18 protein-coding genes and 1 riboswitch are annotated in these 17,138 nt (G+C 56.4%); of the genes, 4 read left to right on the forward strand and 14 right to left on the reverse strand.

Features of this window, described 5'->3' with window-relative positions:
• From LSG25_RS12970 to LSG25_RS12990, 5 genes are all read right to left on the reverse strand, one after another.
• On the reverse strand, positions 1–378 hold the full coding sequence (locus LSG25_RS12970) for a hypothetical protein (protein ID WP_232741343.1): 378 nt from the start codon (positions 376–378) through the stop codon (positions 1–3).
• 4 nt (positions 379–382) lie between these two features.
• Complete coding sequence (locus tag LSG25_RS12975) at positions 383–874, reverse strand: DUF1772 domain-containing protein (protein ID WP_232741344.1); 492 nt, start codon at positions 872–874, stop codon at positions 383–385.
• On the reverse strand, positions 871–1,755 hold the full coding sequence (locus LSG25_RS12980; RefSeq protein ID WP_232741345.1) for an acetoacetate decarboxylase family protein: 885 nt from the start codon (positions 1,753–1,755) through the stop codon (positions 871–873). The genes LSG25_RS12975 and LSG25_RS12980 overlap by 4 nt, the downstream gene beginning before the upstream one ends.
• A gap of 15 nt (positions 1,756–1,770) precedes the next feature.
• Positions 1,771–2,802, reverse strand: a complete 1,032-nt coding sequence (locus tag LSG25_RS12985) for an esterase (protein WP_232741346.1) — start codon at positions 2,800–2,802, stop codon at positions 1,771–1,773.
• 181 nt (positions 2,803–2,983) lie between these two features.
• On the reverse strand, positions 2,984–3,421 hold the full coding sequence (locus LSG25_RS12990) for a carboxymuconolactone decarboxylase family protein (RefSeq protein ID WP_232741347.1): 438 nt from the start codon (positions 3,419–3,421) through the stop codon (positions 2,984–2,986).
• Positions 3,422–3,530: 109 nt separating this feature from the next.
• On the opposite strand from LSG25_RS12990, the gene LSG25_RS12995 reads away from it, so the two are divergent.
• Complete coding sequence (locus LSG25_RS12995) at positions 3,531–4,970, forward strand: PLP-dependent aminotransferase family protein (protein ID WP_232741348.1); 1,440 nt, start codon at positions 3,531–3,533, stop codon at positions 4,968–4,970.
• A gap of 696 nt (positions 4,971–5,666) precedes the next feature.
• Here the strand turns inward: LSG25_RS12995 and LSG25_RS13000 are convergent.
• Positions 5,667–6,299, reverse strand: a complete 633-nt coding sequence (locus tag LSG25_RS13000; protein ID WP_232741349.1) for a LysE family translocator — start codon at positions 6,297–6,299, stop codon at positions 5,667–5,669.
• 26 nt (positions 6,300–6,325) lie between these two features.
• Positions 6,326–6,411, reverse strand: a riboswitch (ZMP/ZTP riboswitch).
• Positions 6,412–6,500: 89 nt separating this feature from the next.
• Here LSG25_RS13000 and gntK point away from each other — a divergent pair.
• Positions 6,501–8,036 (forward strand): gluconokinase, encoded by a 1,536-nt coding sequence (gntK, locus tag LSG25_RS13005; protein ID WP_232741350.1) that lies wholly within the window; start codon positions 6,501–6,503, stop codon positions 8,034–8,036.
• Positions 8,037–8,053: 17 nt separating this feature from the next.
• Here gntK and folE2 read toward each other — a convergent pair whose 3' ends face one another.
• The 8 genes from folE2 to LSG25_RS13045 all read right to left on the reverse strand — a co-directional run bounded on the left by folE2 (position 8,054) and on the right by LSG25_RS13045 (position 15,626).
• Entirely contained in the window at positions 8,054–8,851 is a 798-nt protein-coding gene (folE2, locus tag LSG25_RS13010; RefSeq protein WP_232741351.1) for a GTP cyclohydrolase FolE2, read from the reverse strand.
• Positions 8,852–8,989: 138 nt separating this feature from the next.
• Complete coding sequence (locus tag LSG25_RS13015; RefSeq protein WP_232741352.1) at positions 8,990–9,766, reverse strand: ABC transporter permease; 777 nt, start codon at positions 9,764–9,766, stop codon at positions 8,990–8,992.
• 16 nt (positions 9,767–9,782) lie between these two features.
• A complete protein-coding gene (locus LSG25_RS13020) occupies positions 9,783–10,643 on the reverse strand; it encodes an ABC transporter permease (protein WP_232741353.1) in 861 nt (286 codons plus the stop codon).
• Positions 10,636–11,697, reverse strand: a complete 1,062-nt coding sequence (locus LSG25_RS13025; RefSeq protein WP_232741354.1) for an ABC transporter ATP-binding protein — start codon at positions 11,695–11,697, stop codon at positions 10,636–10,638. Before LSG25_RS13025 ends, LSG25_RS13020 begins: the two co-directional genes overlap by 8 nt.
• Positions 11,679–12,761 (reverse strand): ABC transporter substrate-binding protein, encoded by a 1,083-nt coding sequence (locus LSG25_RS13030; RefSeq protein WP_232741355.1) that lies wholly within the window; start codon positions 12,759–12,761, stop codon positions 11,679–11,681. The genes LSG25_RS13025 and LSG25_RS13030 overlap by 19 nt, the downstream gene beginning before the upstream one ends.
• Positions 12,762–12,772: 11 nt before the next feature.
• Positions 12,773–14,017: an FAD-binding oxidoreductase gene (locus LSG25_RS13035; RefSeq protein ID WP_232741356.1), complete on the reverse strand. Its 1,245-nt coding sequence runs from the start codon at positions 14,015–14,017 to the stop codon at positions 12,773–12,775.
• Positions 14,018–14,028: 11 nt separating this feature from the next.
• Positions 14,029–14,415 (reverse strand): RidA family protein, encoded by a 387-nt coding sequence (locus LSG25_RS13040; protein WP_232741357.1) that lies wholly within the window; start codon positions 14,413–14,415, stop codon positions 14,029–14,031.
• A gap of 11 nt (positions 14,416–14,426) precedes the next feature.
• Entirely contained in the window at positions 14,427–15,626 is a 1,200-nt protein-coding gene (locus LSG25_RS13045) for an FAD-binding oxidoreductase (RefSeq protein WP_232741358.1), read from the reverse strand.
• Between LSG25_RS13045 and LSG25_RS13050 the strand changes: the two genes are divergently transcribed.
• Positions 15,621–15,812 (forward strand): hypothetical protein, encoded by a 192-nt coding sequence (locus LSG25_RS13050; protein WP_232741359.1) that lies wholly within the window; start codon positions 15,621–15,623, stop codon positions 15,810–15,812. The genes LSG25_RS13045 and LSG25_RS13050 overlap by 6 nt on opposite strands.
• A gap of 72 nt (positions 15,813–15,884) precedes the next feature.
• Complete coding sequence (locus LSG25_RS13055) at positions 15,885–16,859, forward strand: LysR family transcriptional regulator (RefSeq protein ID WP_232741360.1); 975 nt, start codon at positions 15,885–15,887, stop codon at positions 16,857–16,859.
• Positions 16,860–17,138: the final 279 nt, after the last annotated feature.

Here is a 17,138-nt window from a genome sequence, read left to right on the forward strand (position 1 = left end):
CTATCCTCCGCGTCGCCGCAAATCGATGAACAGCAGCCCGCTGGCAAAATCGAATGTCGCCACCAATAAAGCCAAGGCCGCAAATACGCCATGGCCTACGCCCCATGCCACCAGGATGGACGCGCCGAATTTTTGCAAAGCGGCCCACAGCAAGACCACCGGCAAGGCTTCAGGCCTTTTTTGGGCATGCAGCACAGCGCAACCGAACAACACCATGAACATCCCGACCGTGGCAAACAATTGGCAGGCGGCAGGCGTCGGGTCGACATGCAATAAAGGCAACAGGGCAGCGGGCAAAGCCATTTGCGATGCACCGGTCAAGACCGTGATGCCCGCGATTACCGCTGTGGCGCGACGCTCGAGAATCAGGGTATTCATGGCATTAACGTCCCAAAGCGGGATAGCGCAGCCAGTAGGCTCCCCGAGCGAAATACCACATCAGCGCGGCCCATTGAACGCACCACAGGCCGACGCGAATCCGATTCAGCCGCATCCATTCCGCCAGCACATGCTGCAGCCGGCCGGCATCCTGGATATGACTGGCCATTTCCTGGTTCAAAGGGAAAATCCAATAAAGCGTCAGCACGGTGGAAACGGTCAGGCAGGCCAGTACGACAATCGGCACCCAGCGTGTGGCGTGACGCCACTCGAACACAAGCATGATCGCGCCGCAGGCCAGCATGATCTTGGTCATGGTTGTGAAAAAGGCGGTTGCCGCCTGCACCTGCGGCACAAACTGGAGATAGTAGTTATCGGGTGTCAGTTGCGCGGCCAGCGGAAAGGAAAACAGCACCAAGGAACCGCCGGTGCCCAGATACATCGACGCGCACAAGAAGAGCAGTGCGTAGATGGCAACAAGCAGTTTCCCTTTCATGGGGCTTCCTCCCAGTTTGCGGCGCGATTCGGCGGAGGCAGCCATTCCTGCGACAGCCCCAGCGGATAAGTGGTTTCGAGACCTGCTCCCGGATCCACGATCGGATCGGCCTTGGTCTGAAACCAGCATTCGAAGTAATCGTCGAGGACACCGGCCGTGGACGGGAAATAGCCCGCGAAAATGGGGTCGGCATCGATATCGAGGGTCTTGAGAGGCGCCATGCGTGGATGATCGCCAATCAGCAATCTGGCCGAACCTTTCTTGAACAGGGAAAAACCCAGCTTGCCGCTGAAATAGATGTAGGACTTCATCAGCATGCCGCGAAACGTGCAGTAGTTGGCTGCCCCCATGCTGACGGGCAGCCAGGCGGAAGAAGGCTTCTTCACGTCCACCCGCATCATCATGTGGCCATCCAGATCGTACTGGCTGCTGATCCAGTCCCGGCCGACGACAAAATCCAGATTGGCCTGATGCTTGGGCATGCCCCAGATACCCCTGCCGCCCTTGACCGAGATTTCGGTGGAAACCGGCAGGTCCCACACATACTGGCCGGTGCCGAAGGCCTTGACGAGCAAGCCCGGCAGCAGACGCGGCGCGGGGCGCGCTCCATGCGTACAGGCAATGGCAACCGAATATTCAATATACCGGCCTATGTCGGTAATCCTGTAATCGACTACCGTCACCAACAGCAAGCCGCGGCGCCACAACTGAAACGGATGCACCTCGTTGCCGGGAATCAGGGCGCGCGCCGCATCCAGGTCGATGGAAAAAGCAGCCATCAGGGCCGGGGTCTGCTCCGAATTCACAGGCATGTGAAAAGGGATGCCGTCTATCTGCGCATATCGGCCAGCGAGTCGTTTTTGCCGTGCGGGAATGGCCATATGCGTAACTCCAGGTCAGGAAACCGGCCTGTCCAGCTCATCGAGCAGGACAGGAAAGGTATCGCTTGCTGCATTCTTGCCAATAAACACATCGAGGTGGCCGTAGCCCCCCAACACGCGCAAGGAGTGATAATCGGGACGATGATGATCGAACCAGTCGAAGCTGGCCTGCTGGCTTTGCCATTCAAAGCAGCGATTGAGTTGTCCCGCAACAAAAGCCACGCGTGCCGTTGTTTTGGGCGCAGCGGCGGCGAAATCGGCCGGCAATCCGGGGAGATCGTCCTGAGCCAGCAGGTGGCCCGCACTCAGGCAGCGTGTCATCTGCCGGAAAAACGACATAGGCACATTGGCGAACTCGCCGCGGATCCAGTCGTGAATGGCGTCATCCAGGTTTTCATGCCGCCACAACACGGGAAAGCCCGTGCCATATGTGAAGCTGGAAAATCGGCAAACATTGTTGCGGCATTCGTGGTGAGTCAGTTTGACCAGGCCCTGCAGCACCAGGGGAACCAGCCCCTCGGGCTTGTCGCCCCACTGGGGATTCAGGTAATCCGTTACCTTGCCGACCAGCGGCACCGCGTAACGCCCTTTTTGATGGGAAATCCAGGAAACCCTGGGATGCAGGGACACCGCATTGGATACGATGGTCGTCACCTGGGGTACCAGTCCCGCAATCGCCGACATGATGAAGCTGGTCGAGCCCTGGCAATGAATGACGGCCTTCATGGTTGCCGCGCCGGACTCTTCAAGGACTTTGCGTACGGCAGCCGGATGATCGTAGAGCGCAGCCTGGTCGAGCGTCCATGGGTTCTTGGGCAAGTCGATGCTGGCGCGCCAGTTCTCGAGCCACACATCGTACCCGTGCTGCAACAGGTAATCGACAAAACTGACTTGAACGGGAGGCCGGAAAATATTGGCCCTCACCCCGGCGCCGTGCACCAGCATTACCGGCCCTTTGTCAGGCGTACGCTTGCCAAGCACGTGAACCAGGTTGCAGGGCATCCCGTCGTCGGCCAGGAACGGCACTATCCGATCGGTGGCGCTCATGCGCACCGCCGATCGGCCAGGTAAGTTCCGCGAAACTGCCCCTCGTAATCCATGCCACCCCTTTTGATCAGGGACCGCTTTTTTATAGAATTACATTTCTGCCAAACCTAAAGGCTGCATTTTTTATCAATTCAGCTCATGGTAAGTGAATTTACGCAAAAGGTTAAGCGTTTTTTCGCGCTTATTCCGGCATGAGCCGGAATCCGACACCGAACCGGTTCCAGCCGTTGATGGACACAATCAACAAAGTCAGGTCGACGATTTCCGCCGGCGTAAAATGCGCTTCCACAGCGGCCCAGACGGCATCGGGAGCATGGTTTTGGGGAAGCAGCGTCAAAGATTCGGTCCATTCGAGCGCGGCACGTTCGCGATCGGTAAAAAATGGGGCTTCGTGCCACACGGCCACCGCGGCAAGACGCCGTTCTGTTTCGCCGCCCTTGCGCGCATCGGTGGCGTGCATATCGACGCAGAACGCGCAGCCATTGATTTGCGACGCACGCAAACGCACCAGTTCCGTCAGTGGTTTTTCCAGGCTGCTTTTGGCAATCTGCTGTTCAAGCCCCACCATGGCCTTATATGCGCCCGGATTGGCTTTGCGATAATCAAGACGTGTTTCCATTTTCGACTCCTGGTTCATTGATAGCCCGAAAATAGGGCGATGAAGTCAGTGTAGGTCTGCCATTGGTTCGATAAAATAGCCATTATTTGGTATTTTCAGGTAACCAGTCATGGACATACATATCCGCATCCAGGGCCAACAGGGGCTCGCCCGGCAAATCTACAGCCAGTTGCGGGCGGGGATCATGGACGGGCGCCTGGCTGCGGGCGACCGCCTGCCCTCGACCCGCGATCTGGCCGCCCGATTGGGGGTATCGCGCAAGACCACCCTCGAGGCATACGAGAGGCTGGGCTCCGAAGGATACCTGCAGTCCCGCCCGGGAGACGGCACTTTTGTTTCCACCGATGTCGCCAGGCTGGCTTCCCCGCCATTGCCGCAGCGGGCGGCGCAAGCCAGGCCCGCACCCATCTGGAGCCAGATTCCCGCCGCCTTGTCGCTGCCCAGGCCCGCCGACACACTACCGCTCGATTTCCTGGGCGGCGTCACCGACAAGACCCTGTTTCCGTTTGATGCCTGGCGGCGCTGCATAAGCCGCGCTGTGCGCGCCCAGGCGCACGGACGCGGAGCGTATCGAGACACCGCCGGCGAACAGGAATTGCGCCTGGCCATTTCGCGCTACCTGGCCTTTAACCGTGCGATCACCTGCGCCTGGCAGGAAATCCTGGTGACCCAGGGCGCGCAGCAGGCCTTGGACTTGCTGGCGCGCGCCGTCCTCCAGCCTGGCGATCTCGTTGCGGTCGAAGACCCGGGGTATCCGCCGGCGCGCGCTTGCTTTACCGCACTGGGCGCAAAGGTGGTGCCGGTTCCTGTGGACGAGCAAGGCATTATCGTTGGCAAACTGCCTCGGCAAGCCCGATTAATCTACGTCACGCCATCGCACCAGTTTCCACTGGGGACTTCCATGAGCCTGGAGCGGCGCAGCCAGCTGTTGGAATGGGCCCAACAGCGAGGCGCGGTCATTATCGAAGACGATTACGATGGCGAGTACCGTTTTGAAGGCCGGCCCATGGATCCCCTGAAAAGCCTGGATCGCACAGGCCTGGTGGCCTATGTGGGCTCTTTTTCGAAAACCATTTTCCCGGAACTGCGGGTGGGTTACGTGGTGCCGCCGGCTTCGCTGCTGGCGGCGCTGAACCGGGCCAAGCAGCTCTGCGACTGGCATGGCTCGACCCTGACCCAGACCGCGCTCGCACACTTCATGCTGGATGGGGATTTCGCCAAGCATCTGCGCCGCATGCATAAGTATTACTCGGCCCGGCGGCAAACCCTGCTTGCCCGCCTGGGCGGCGAGCTCGCCCCCTGGTTCGAGCCTATCGCGCCGTCCGCGGGCATCCATATGGTTGCCCGGCTCAAGCAGCCGCTGACGGAAAAGGCTCTTGTCGAGGCAGCCCGGGGAGAATCCATAGGGCTGTATGGAATCGCGGCATTTTATATACGCCAGCCTCCACAACAAGGGCTGTTGTTCGGTTATGGGGGCATGGGACTGGAGAAGATCAATGCGGCGCTCGACAAGCTGCGCGATCTATTGCCCCGGGTTGCTCCGCCATGATGGATAGATGCATGAGCGCGGGCGAGCCTCGAAAAATGCCGCCTGGGGCATTTTTGGTTTGCGTTGTTTATGGAGTTTGATGTTTTGGTAGCTTTGGTATTTACGTTTTGGTATTTGAAGACGCCGTCTATCGGGGCTTGGGGTCAGGACCGGCACGGCGTGCTTGATCCGGATCTACCTCGTCCAGGCGGGCGTCGGGCCAAACTCGCTACGCCGCTGGCGCGGCTACGCTCAAACATGGCCCGCCGAAAGCCCCCGCCTTCCCTACGGTAGCATCCGGCGCACGCCTTACGCCGGTCCTGACCCCAAGCCCCGATAGACGGCTCACGTGATGGCATGCCTGGAATGAATTTGCCGGCCCAAGGTATACCTCGATGCATGACCTCAACGTTTCTCTCGGTGTATGACCCTAACGCTGCTCTCGATGCATTTCCTCAACGCAAGCCGCAGGGTGGGCGGTGCTGTGTAGTCCGGCGGTAGTCCAGCGCCGGGTGCTGACGAAGGGAAGGCGGGGGCCTTCGGCGGGCGCTGTCTGAGTGGCGCCCCGCAGCGCGGGGCGACGCGAGTTGGCCCGACGCCCGCCTGGACGAGGCAGACCCGGGCAGTCGGGGTGCGTAGCACCACGACCGCTGGACGTGCCGGACTACACAGCACCGCCCACCCTGCGGCGTCTTAACAGAGAAAACCAAACATACACTAGCGCCGCGACTCAAGAGCAATCCGAACCGCCAGCCCCGCCAATACCGTCCCCATCAGGTAGCGCTGTATCACCAGCCACGTCGGGCGACGAAGCAGAAAACCCGCGATCGAACCGGCCATGACGACGATCAGCGCATTCACGCTAAGGCTGATCGCAATTTGAGTTGCACCCAGCACCACGGACTGACTCAGCACGCTGCCATGGCCGGCGTCGATAAACTGAGGCAGCAAAGACATATACAGAATGGCGATTTTCGGATTCAGCAAATTAGTGATGAAACCCATCATGAACAATTTGCGCGTGCTGTCCCGGGCCAATTCCCTGACCTGAAATGGCGAGCTGCCGCCCGGTTTCACGGCCTGCCACGCAATGTACAAAAGATAAGCCGCGCCGCCAAAACGCAACATGTCGTAGGCATACGGCACAGTAAGCAGCAGTGCAGTAATGCCCAGGACAGCGCAAAGCATGTAAAAGATAAAACCCAGCGCAACCCCGGCGAGCGAAATCAGGCCGGCGGCGCGACCCTGGCAGATGGAGCGGGAAAGCAGATAAACCATATTGGGGCCTGGCGTTAAAACCATTCCCAACGAGATAAGGCCGAAGGCGAGCAGATGTGAAAATTCAGGCATGGGGCAATCCTCCAAAAACATATTTCGGGAATTGCCCAGACGCGCGGCGACTGCTGGCGACCCACGCTCCATGATGGTGCACCATCTTTAAGCGTCAGTAACGTGGATGTAGAGATTCTGCCCGGGAAAAAAACAAAACGCAACTCACACGGATGGTTCGATTCAATACTATAGAATACCTGGTCATCGCAGGAAACAATCATGAACCACGCCGCTTGCTACGCTTTGGGAGTAGACATCGGCACGACCGCCACCAAGGCCGTGCTATTCGACGGCAATGGGCGGATCGTCGCCCGGCACAGTGTTGAATACCCCTTGCTGGCCCCGCAACCGCAGGCTGCGGAACAAGACCCCGAACAGATTTTCCACGCGGTTATTGCCGCCATGAAAACGGCCATCGAATCGAGCCGTATCGACGCACGGCATCTTGCCTGCGTCTCGTTCAGCTGCGCCATGCATAGCCTCATCGCCGTGGACGGCGACGGGCAGCCGCTGACCCAGTGCATAACCTGGGCCGACAACCGCAGCGCCCCCTGGGCGGAACGGATCAAGCGCGAACTGAATGGCCACGCCATCTATCTGCGCACCGGCACACCGATACATCCCATGGCGCCCCTGGCAAAGCTATTCTGGCTGCGTGAAACCGAGCCGCAGCTTTTCGCCACAGCCGCCCGCTTCATTTCAATCAAGGAATATGTCTTTCACCGTTTCTTCGGCACGTATCTCGTCGATTACTCGGTGGCTTCGGCCACAGGCCTTTTCAACCTGCGCCAACTCGCCTGGGACTCGGAAGCATTGAAGGTAGCCGGCATCAAGGCAGACCGCCTGTCGACTCCGGTACCCACTACCCACATACTTCGCGGACTCGACCCCGCCATGGCCCATGCGGCCAGCCTGCCGCCCGACACACCGTTTGTGATCGGCGCCAGCGACGGCGCCCTGTCGAATCTGGGAGTGGGGGCCATTGCCCCGGGAGTGGTCGCCGCCACCATAGGCACCAGCGGCGCCGTCCGCACCGTCGTCGACCAGCCGCAAACCGACCCCCAGGGGCGCATCTTTTGCTATGCGCTCACTGAAAAACACTGGATCATCGGCGGCGCGGTCAATAACGGCGGAATCGTTCTGCGCTGGCTGCGCGACGAATTCGCCCAGGCGGAATCGGCCGCGGCCCGGCAAGCCGGCATCGATCCCTACGACGCCCTGACCCAGAGCGCCGCACGCATCAAGGCTGGCAGCGAAGGCCTTATTTTCCACCCCTATATGACCGGGGAACGGGCCCCGCTGTGGAACGCCAATGCGCGCGGTTCTTTCTTCGGGCTGGCTCTGCACCATAGCAAGGAACACATGGTCCGAGCCGTCATGGAAGGCGTTATCTACAATCTTTACAGCGTTCTGCAGATACTCGAGGAGCTGAGCGGCGCCAGCAGGAAAGTACACGCAAGCGGCGGATTCGCACGCTCCGAGCTATGGCGGCAAATGATGGCCGATGTTTTCAATCGCGACGTTCATGTCCCCGAAAGCTATGAAAGCTCGTGCCTTGGGGCCGCCGTGCTCGGGCTTTACGCACTGGGGCACATCGATTCGCTGGATGCCGTGACGAAGATGACAGGCACCAGCTTCCATCACTCGCCCTCGCACGAAAATGCCGGTACCTATGCTCGCCTGCTGCCGGTATTTCTGAGCATCCCCGTCAAGCTTCGCGAAGAATACGAGATCATCGCGAAGCTGCAGCAATAGGAAGACACGGCCGGCGTTCAGCCTTCTATTACCGCGTAGGCCGAATGATTGTGTATGGATTCGAAGTTTTCAGCTTCGACGCGGTAGCGTGCTATTCCCGGGTGATCCTCCAGGCGGGCGGCCACGTCGCGCACCAGGTCTTCCACAAACTTGGGGTTGTTATAGGCGTATTCGGTCACGTATTTTTCATCGGGACGCTTGAGCAGCCCCCATAATTCGCAGGATCCCTCCGCCTCGACCAGGCGAATGACCTCATCCATATCCAGATCGTGCTTCAAGACCGTAAAAACGGTGACATGGGAACGCTGGTTATGGGCGCCGTATTTGGAAATCGCTTTCGAGCAGGGGCACAGGCTGGTAACGGGGATCTGCAGCGTCAATTCGAAGTCGACATGATCGCCGGCGACGCGCGCCGTCCACTGCACATGATAGTCAAGCAGGCTGCCGACCCCGGAAACCGGGGCCGATTTATGGACAAAATAGGGGAACTCCGCCGTGATTTCCCCGCCCTCGGCGTTCAGCAGCACGAGCATTTCCTGCGCCATGCCGCGAAAACTGGCCGGCGTCATGGCTTCGGAACGATGCCGTTCCAACAGGTCCATGAACCGGGACATGTGCGTGCCCTTCTGGTCCGCCGGCAGCGCCACCGTCATGGTCCAGCTGGCCACCGTAGGCTGGGCCGAGCCGTCGGCCGTTGCCACCAGCGCAGGGTAACGGGCACCGCGGATACCTACGCGCTGTATGGCCATATGCCGCCCATCAAACGAGCTTTGAATATCAGGCATAACGATCGCAATATCGACCGGAGAGTTCATATCAGTTCCTTATTCCAATGGAAGACCGCGGAAACTGCCGCGCCGAAACGCTACATGCTTCCACGGAGAGCACACACATTGGATAGGGTTATGCCCTTCTGCGTTCCCGGCAGGCCTTTCAGGCGTTGAAAATACGGCTTACGTCCGAAGTCTTCTCGCCGCCAGCTCCAGAAGCAGCAAGACAATGGTCAAAAGAATCAGGAATGAACTAATGGCGGCAATGACGGGTTCCATATCCATCAACAGGCTGTTCCAGATCCTGACCGGCAGCGTTTGACTCGATACTCCCGACAGGAATAAGGAAATGATCAGCTCGTCAAAAGATGTCAGGAAGCTGAAAAAGGCCGCCGATAGAATCCCGGGCGCCGCCAGCGGGATGACGATCCGAGTGAATGTATAGAACTTGCTGGCGCCCAGGCCATATGCGGCGCGCTCTATGGATTGGTCCACGCCTTGCAGGGAACTGATCAAAATCAGCAAAACCACTGGAATGGACAAGGCCGCATGGCAAATGGCGATCCAGAGCTTGGACCCCACCAGGTCCAGCGGAACCGAGGCAAAATAAAGTGCCACGGCCGTGATAATGCTTGGGATAATCAATGGCAGCAAACAAAAGGAAATAAGCAGTTTTTTATTTCGATATGTGCCTCTTACCAGCGAATAGGCCCCGAGAAAGCCCAAGGTGGTGGCGATCAGGCTGGAAACCAGGCCTATTATCAAGCTGGTGACCAAAGAACCCATCCAGTCCGGGCTGCTGAAGAAATCCAGATACCATTTCGTCGAAAAGCTCGACGGCGGGAAAATCATGTAGCTGCTTTTCCCGAATGAAACAATCACCACGATCAAAATCGGAGCAATCAGTATCAAACACAGGATTGCAGACAGGATATTTACAAACTTGATCCGCTTGTTCATTTTGCGCTGCCCATAATCATTGACCCAGCATTTTGTCGAGATCGGTATATTTACAATAAAAAGCGTAAATAATTAAGGTAATAAACAATAGAAACAAGGACAATGCCGACGCCAGGGCCCAGTCCATGGTTATTTCGATATTCCGCTGGATCAGCATGGCCATCATTACATTGTTGGGCCCTCCCATCAGGGCCGGAGTAATGAAGAAACCGATGGCCAGGATATAGACAATCAGGAATCCGGAGATAATCCCGGGCACGCTCAAGGGCAGGAAGACTTTGCGGAAAACGTAAGAATTCGAGGCGCCCATGCTGCGGCCGGCCTGTATCAGCCAGGGATCTATGCTTTTCATGGCGGAATACAAGGTCAATACGAAATAGGGAAGCAGCACGTACGTCATGCCGATTACAACCCCCACCATGTTGTATATGAGGGTTATGGGTTTGTCGATTATCCCTACGGAAATCAGCAGCCGGTTTATCACCCCGTGCGTACCGAGGATAATCATCCACGAATAGGTTCTGACGATAATGGACGTGAAATACGGCACAATTACGCAAATAATGATGAGCGTAAACGACAATGGGCCGGCCCTGGTCAACGAATACGCAATCGGATACGCGGCCAGCAAAGCCAATATGGTTACCAGCAGCGATATCCAGACGGTCTTCCAGGTCACCGCGATGAACAACGGAGACGTGAATGTCTGGTAAAGCTTGAGAGCAAAGCTGCCGTCATAATCCAGGGCGGACTTGATGAAAAACCAGACAATCGGACAGACGAAAAAAATCAGCAGAAACGCCAGAACTGGATAGATCAGATTTTCATTCCTGAGAAACACCGATTCGTTTCGCCTAGGCAAGACCCTGTCAGTCATGATGAATAATCCTGATATCTTCCGGGCGGCTCCACCCCACAACGACGCGATCACCGACGGAGAACTCTTTTATATCGGACAGATTGGTCGAGTCGGCATACACCTTTACCGTCTCGTTGATCTTGACCTGATAGCGGATAATGTTTCCCAGAAAGGAAATGCTCAGTATTTGTCCCGTCAACAGCTTCCCGCCCATGTCGCCGTCGGCGGCGGAGTTCGACAGCACGACCCGCTCGGGACGGATGAACAGGCAATCGCCCCGGCGCATATTCATATGCTGGCTATACCGGGGGTCCAGGTCGCCGCAGGGCAGTATGTTCGCCTCGCCTAGAAATCCCGCGGCAAACACATTGCAGGGGGACTCATACACCTCTTTCGGGCCGCCCAGCTGTTCGATTCTGCCATTGTTCATGATAGCGATGCGGTCCGACATATTCATCGCCTCTTCCTGGTCGTGCGTGACGAATACCACAGTCATATTGAGCTTGCGCTGCAACTCCTTGATCTCCATTTGCATTTGATAGCGCAAATTCTTGTCCAGAGCCCCCAGGGGTTCGTCCATCAAAACGACCTCCGGATGGAACACCACGGCGCGCGCCAGCGCGACGCGCTGTTGCTGTCCACCGGAAAGCTCTTTCGGCAGACGCTTCGAGTAGTTGGACAGGCGCACAAGATCTATCGCCCATTGCGCGCGCTCCAGGCAATCCTTGCTTGAATACTTGCGGACCTTGAGAGGAAACATGACGTTATCCAGCACGCTCATGTGAGGGAACAGGGCATAGTTCTGAAACACCATGCCCAAATTCCGCTGCTGCGGGCTTAGCCGGCTGATATCCGTATCGTCAAGAAAAATCTGGCCGGAATCGGGCGCTGCAAACCCGGCCAGCATCATCAGGGTCGTGGTCTTGCCCGACCCGCTAGGGCCGAGCAAGGAAAAAAATTCCCCTGGCTTGATGTCCAGATTGATCTTGTCGACGACCGTCAAGTCGCCATACTTCTTTGTAATATTGCGAAAGCCAAGGCTTCCCTTCTGGCTTACGAATTCAGTGCCCATTTTGCCCACTCCTTGCCTACTTCCGTTCGATTCTTTGCCCACCACCCCGCATCCAGCAAGAAGCCATGCTGCTGGGTACGCTCCCCGCCGGGAATTTTCTCACGCAGTTCCGGGGTCAAGGCTTCATACGCTGTTTTGGTAACAGGACCGCTGTTCCACAGCGAACTGAATTTGCTTTGGACATCTTTGCTCAAGCAGAAATCGACCAGTTTTTGGGCGTTCTCAGGGTTTTTTGCCTTCTTGAAGACCGCATAGGCCTGCAAATGAACCGCATGCTGATTCCAGTTGATAGCCAGCGGCGCTCCATTCTCAATGCCTTTGAGAATGCGAGTGCTCCAGACGGAACTGACATCGGCGTCGCCCGTGGACAGCATTTGCACCGACAAGGCGCCCGAAGTCCAGAACTTGGAGATGCCCGGCTTGATCCTGGACAAGGACTTGAATGCACGGGGTAAATCCAGCGGATACAGCTTGTCGATCGGGACACCGTCGGCGATCAGCGCGAATTCGATATCGGGGCCGCCGGTATCCATATCCGCCAGGGCGCGTGTCCCGGGTATTTTTTTATAGTCCCAGAAATCCGCCCAATTCGACGGCACAGTATTTTTATTGTATTTGCCGGTGTTGTACCCCATGACCGATGCATAGACAAAATTTCCCACGTAACTGTCATGTTTATACTGGGGGAGAATATCGGCCGGATCGGTAAACTTGAACTTGTCGTAGGCAAGCGGCGCCAGTTCATTCTCCCACTGCAAGATCACGCTATCGTCGTTATCGATAATATCGACCTCCACATTGCCCGACCGGATCATGGCTTCCATTTTGGCGCTGGTCATGGCCACCGGCACAACCCGGATCCCGGTTTTTTCCCTGAAGGGTTCAAAAATCAATTTCTTGCGAATTTCATCGTAGGCGCCACCCGGAGAGCGGATAATCACTTGCTGCTGGGCCGCTTCGGAATTCTTGACCCAGATCATGGGAGCAACCAGCGCCGCCCCCGTCAGTTTCAGCATTGAACGCCGCGATACTTTGTTATCAAATCCGAACGTGTTCTTAGTCATGGTGCTGTCTCCTAAAATCTCTTGATATCGTAGGGTTTTACATCAATGGTATTGGGAGTCCCCATAACCATGTTCGCCAGGATTTCCGCGGACATGGGGGCCCCGGTGATGCCGGTGTGACCATGGCCGAATCCAAAATACAGATTGGGCAATGAATCCAACTGGCTCAGGATGGGCAAGCTGTCGGGCGTCGATGGCCGAAAGCCCAGCCAAAAATTCTTTTTCATGCCAATATCAATTTTTGGGAATAGACGCTTTACATTGCCTATCAAGACTTCTTCTTTCTTCATATCCGGCAAGCCTTCCAGCCCGGCTATTTCCACAAAACCCGCCACACGAATATTGTCGACCATGGGGGTAACGCCAAAGGCCCGCTCTTTATGCAGCACCGGGATTTTTAAATCGAGGGCGCCGCGGTCGAAGGAGACGTGATAACCCCGCTCTGTATCGAACGGAATACCCACACCCAGGCCTTTGAGTATTTTTTTCGACCAGGCGCCTGAACAAACCAGCAGGCGCTTGACGCTGAAATCGTCGCAGGTGGTAATAATGCGATACGTGTTGCTGTCGGCCTGGCGCGAAACACCATGTACCTTCTGCCTGATGAACTCGCCGCCATTTTCGGAAAAAATGCGGAACAAGCGTTGGACCAGCAGATAGGGGTTGGCAACGTGGCCATTTTTCTCATAAAACTCGGCCCGGGTAACCGCCCGGTTCAGTCCGGGAACCATGTCGAATATTTCCTCTCCCGCCAGTTCGCGGACGGCAACGCCGTTTTGTTTGCGTATTTTCTCGGACAACAAATCGGTCCGGCTCTTTGCGCTGTTTTCCCAAATGTATAACTGCCCGGTAAGCTTGATGATTTCATCGAAATGCTCCGGCCCCAGCAGCTTGCGATATTGGTCGACGGCTTCTTGATGCAATTGCCGCAAGGCATGGCCAAGCCTGAATGCATTTTTTTCGCTGGCACCCGATTTCACCCAACGAATCAGCCAGGGAAGTGCACTTGGCAGATAGGCCGGCCTTACGCTTAAAGGCCCCATGGGGTCGGTCAGCCAGCGAGGCACGTTTTTTATCATTCCCGGCAGCGCGATAGGCACACAACTGTCGACGCTGACCAGTCCGGCATTGCCGAACGAAGTACCGGTGCCGGGTTCGCGCTCGTCGATAATCCGAACGGCGACACCGCGCTGCTGCAGGGCAACCGCCGTACACATGCCGACTATCCCCGCGCCGATAATGCTTATTTTTTCCATGGAGTTTCAGCTTATTTCTTAACGGCGTGCACGACTATTTCAATCAGGCAATTGGACCCCATCAGTTCCTTGACGACGACCGTCGCCCTGTTCGGATAAGGCGCGATATTGAAAAATGTTTTGTAGACCTCGTTCATTTTCTTGGCGTCGTCTTTATTGACCAGGTAAATAGTCATTTGCGCCACATTATTCAAGTCGGACCCGGCGCACTCCAGAACATGTGCCAATTGCTGGAACACCCGTGTTGCCTGTACCTCGATATCGCCTTGCCCGCTGGGCTGGTGCGTCTGGGGATCCCGTGGAACCTGAACCGTGTAAATGGTTCCACTGGCTAAAACGGCATTGCTGATAGGCACATCCGGCGCGTTGACGATATTGGTTTTAATACATTCGATCATGATTTTCCTCACTAGCTCCCATTCATTTGCTGTCTGATTTTTCTGATGCTCATATTCACGGCCATGCGTCTTATCGGGTCTGGGGGAATAAAGTTTGGATGGCTGAATCGCCGGGTCTGATCCAGCAATTCGGAATCCAGTCCGAATACACCGTCAACCAATAAAGTGCCGAGCATGGTCATTTTTAAAATGCCGGACGCATTGCAACCCGACACACCATGGATTTTTTCGCCGAAACGCTCATAAACCGGATCGCCATTCCTGGTCAGGCTTACCGCCCCGCCCCATACGTATTCAAACAAGTCCGCGGGCATATCGGGATAACGCGCCAGCAACATCCCGGACAGATGCCTCTTGACCTGATCGGTCGGCAATTCATGCTTATAGGAAAAGCCCGCACGCAACATAAAACGCCTGCCGTCGATTTTCCGGCTGGTCGCTTCAAGCCGCTCGACGGGAGTGACTCCCCATTCGGCCGCACCGCCGAAAGCGGCCGATTCCGCATCGGACAATTCGCGGGATAATCCCGCGTACGTATACATGGTGAGCTGCCGGTATTTGGCGTGACCAAAGAAGGGCAGGCCCGTATTGGCGCACAGAAAAATGAATTCCGCGCTAATTTCATGATTATTGGCGGTCACGGTATAAGGACTGCCGCGCGATATGGCGCTTACAGGCGTATCGAAAAAAACCGTCACATTTTTGGGCAGTGATCCGATCAGCCCATTGACCAACTCGGCGGGCTGGACCAAGGTGCAGTTCTGCAGCCAGATCGCCCTTTTATAATGCGACGACCCCAGCTCGCTTCGGATTTGCCGGGGGGCCAGGCGCCGAAAAGGAATCCGGTTCTTTTCCAGGGTAGCCTCCACGGCTTTCAGCTGGCCAATGCCGAAATCGCTGGTAGCCGCCTTGTAGTGCCCCGCCTTGCTCCAGCCGCACTCTATATTGTGCGCATCGACCCAATCCCTTAATAATCGCTGGCCGGATCGCAACAAATTGATTTGCCACTGGCTCTGTTCCGGAGACGACCGGGAATCTATTTTCGCGTAGGGCAAGTCGATCATGAAGCCCGAGTTCCGGCCGGACGCATTCTCCGCTGGGCGCGTCGCATCCAGCACAACAATGGTTTCATCGGGAAATAGCTCCGCCAGTCGCCGCGCCGCGGCCAAGCCGGCATATCCGGCGCCGACAACCAGGTATTTTGCGTGCATATCCTGCTGCAAACAGGCGCCGCTTACATTATTGCGGGCCACAGCATTCCATCCACTCCTGGACAAGTGGTCAAGGCGGCTAATCACGAATGGGTCTCCGAATTGTCTCTGGCTATTATTCTGTCTATTTACGACGGCTACTCGTCGATCGATCAAGTCGATTCAGAGATAAAACCGATGCATTGAAACTACTATGCCATGCCCAAAACATCTGTGTAAAATGAATAATTCGGCTTATCTCTATGAATTCAATTCATAATGAATCTAAAACAGCTCAGCCATGTCGTGGCCCTATCCGAGACACTCAGCTTCAGCAAAGCAGCCGAGCGCGTGCATTTGAGCCAATCGGCCCTGAGTAAAAGCATTGCTTCCCTGGAAGAGGAGCTCAATATACAAATCTTCGACCGTACGACCAATGCCGTGTCGGTCACGCCCACAGGTCAATTCGTGGTCGACCATGCCCAGAACCTGCTGTCCGAAGCCAAGAACTTCAACAAAAACATTGAGTATTTGAAAACCGGCTCCCTGGGCGGCGTGGCGCTCGGCGCGGGCCCCTTCCCCGCCACGGCCTTCCTGGGCGCTGGAATCAGAGAGTTCCACAAACGGTATCCCAAGATCTCGCTGCGTATACGGATTGATTATTGGAAAAACCTGCTGGCCGATCTCAGGGAAGGACAGCTCGATTTCTTCATGGCGGACATTCGCGACATAGCCGACGACGCCATGCTGGCCATTACTCCCATAGGCGGGCTTACGGTCGCGCTTTTCTGTGACCGCAAGCACCCTCTGGTAGCCGGCAAGCCGGATCGCCCGATCAAGCCCCAGGAGATTCTCAAGTACACATTTGCCACGGTCAGCCTCCCCACCGTCGTGTTTCATGAATTGAAGCGCAGCATAGGCCTGGACCATAACGATACCTTCGCGGTCAATATCGAATGCGACGACATCGCGCTGATCAAGAAAATGCTGCCCGATTCGGATATTATTTTTGCCAGCAGCAACTTGATGATGGAGCAGGAAATTGCGGCAGGGCAAGTAGTCAGACTCAATATCCCCATGACCCAAAACCGCTTCGGAGACTGGGGCCTGGTTCAAATCAAAAATCGCACACTGACCCCCAGCGCCGACTTGCTGGCCAATTTGTTTATCGAACTGATACGCGATGGCAGCAAGAAAGACAGCAAAAAATACGGATTCAAGCAAACATCTCGGCCAAACTTGAATATAAAGTAAATGGATCCCGCATTTAGGCCTTGCAAGCCGGGCGCTTGCTGGAAGCCGCCATGCGCAAGCTCGTCCATCGGTGCTTCCAGGCGCTCAACACACGAATCCCCTATCGGCCCGATTACCCCGGCCCCTCTTGACTTCCAAGACGGTATCCACACAAGCCCGCGAGCAAAGTGTCCGCGCACGCCCGGCATTATGGCCCGTGATCGTCCAAAAATTTAAATGCAAGCGGGGGTGGCGGCCCAGGCGGGGTGGGCGAGCTTGAGTCCGCCGCGGCCGCAGCCT

Source organism: Paralcaligenes sp. KSB-10 (assembly GCF_021266465.1).
Taxonomy (GTDB): domain Bacteria; phylum Pseudomonadota; class Gammaproteobacteria; order Burkholderiales; family Burkholderiaceae_B.

Bases quoted from the DNA above. Each gene is read 5' to 3' on its own strand.
- LSG25_RS13045 (WP_232741358.1), bottom strand. From the start codon at position 15,626: ATGCACGCAAAATACCTGGTTGTCGGCGCCGGATATGCCGGCTTGGCC.
- LSG25_RS13020 (WP_232741353.1), bottom strand. From the start codon at position 10,643: ATGACTGACAGGGTCTTGCCTAGGCGAAACGAATCGGTGTTTCTCAGG.
- LSG25_RS12980 (WP_232741345.1), bottom strand. From the start codon at position 1,755: ATGGCCATTCCCGCACGGCAAAAACGACTCGCTGGCCGATATGCGCAG.
- LSG25_RS13000 (WP_232741349.1), bottom strand. From the start codon at position 6,299: ATGCCTGAATTTTCACATCTGCTCGCCTTCGGCCTTATCTCGTTGGGA.
- LSG25_RS13055 (WP_232741360.1), top strand. From the start codon at position 15,885: ATGAATCTAAAACAGCTCAGCCATGTCGTGGCCCTATCCGAGACACTC.
- LSG25_RS13025 (WP_232741354.1), bottom strand. From the start codon at position 11,697: ATGGGCACTGAATTCGTAAGCCAGAAGGGAAGCCTTGGCTTTCGCAAT.
- LSG25_RS13035 (WP_232741356.1), bottom strand. From the start codon at position 14,017: ATGGAAAAAATAAGCATTATCGGCGCGGGGATAGTCGGCATGTGTACG.
- LSG25_RS13015 (WP_232741352.1), bottom strand. From the start codon at position 9,766: ATGAACAAGCGGATCAAGTTTGTAAATATCCTGTCTGCAATCCTGTGT.
- LSG25_RS12990 (WP_232741347.1), bottom strand. From the start codon at position 3,421: ATGGAAACACGTCTTGATTATCGCAAAGCCAATCCGGGCGCATATAAG.
- LSG25_RS12975 (WP_232741344.1), bottom strand. From the start codon at position 874: ATGAAAGGGAAACTGCTTGTTGCCATCTACGCACTGCTCTTCTTGTGC.
- LSG25_RS12995 (WP_232741348.1), top strand. From the start codon at position 3,531: ATGGACATACATATCCGCATCCAGGGCCAACAGGGGCTCGCCCGGCAA.
- LSG25_RS12985 (WP_232741346.1), bottom strand. From the start codon at position 2,802: ATGAGCGCCACCGATCGGATAGTGCCGTTCCTGGCCGACGACGGGATG.
- LSG25_RS13040 (WP_232741357.1), bottom strand. From the start codon at position 14,415: ATGATCGAATGTATTAAAACCAATATCGTCAACGCGCCGGATGTGCCT.
- LSG25_RS13030 (WP_232741355.1), bottom strand. From the start codon at position 12,761: ATGACTAAGAACACGTTCGGATTTGATAACAAAGTATCGCGGCGTTCA.
- LSG25_RS12970 (WP_232741343.1), bottom strand. From the start codon at position 378: ATGAATACCCTGATTCTCGAGCGTCGCGCCACAGCGGTAATCGCGGGC.
- gntK (WP_232741350.1), top strand. From the start codon at position 6,501: ATGAACCACGCCGCTTGCTACGCTTTGGGAGTAGACATCGGCACGACC.
- folE2 (WP_232741351.1), bottom strand. From the start codon at position 8,851: ATGAACTCTCCGGTCGATATTGCGATCGTTATGCCTGATATTCAAAGC.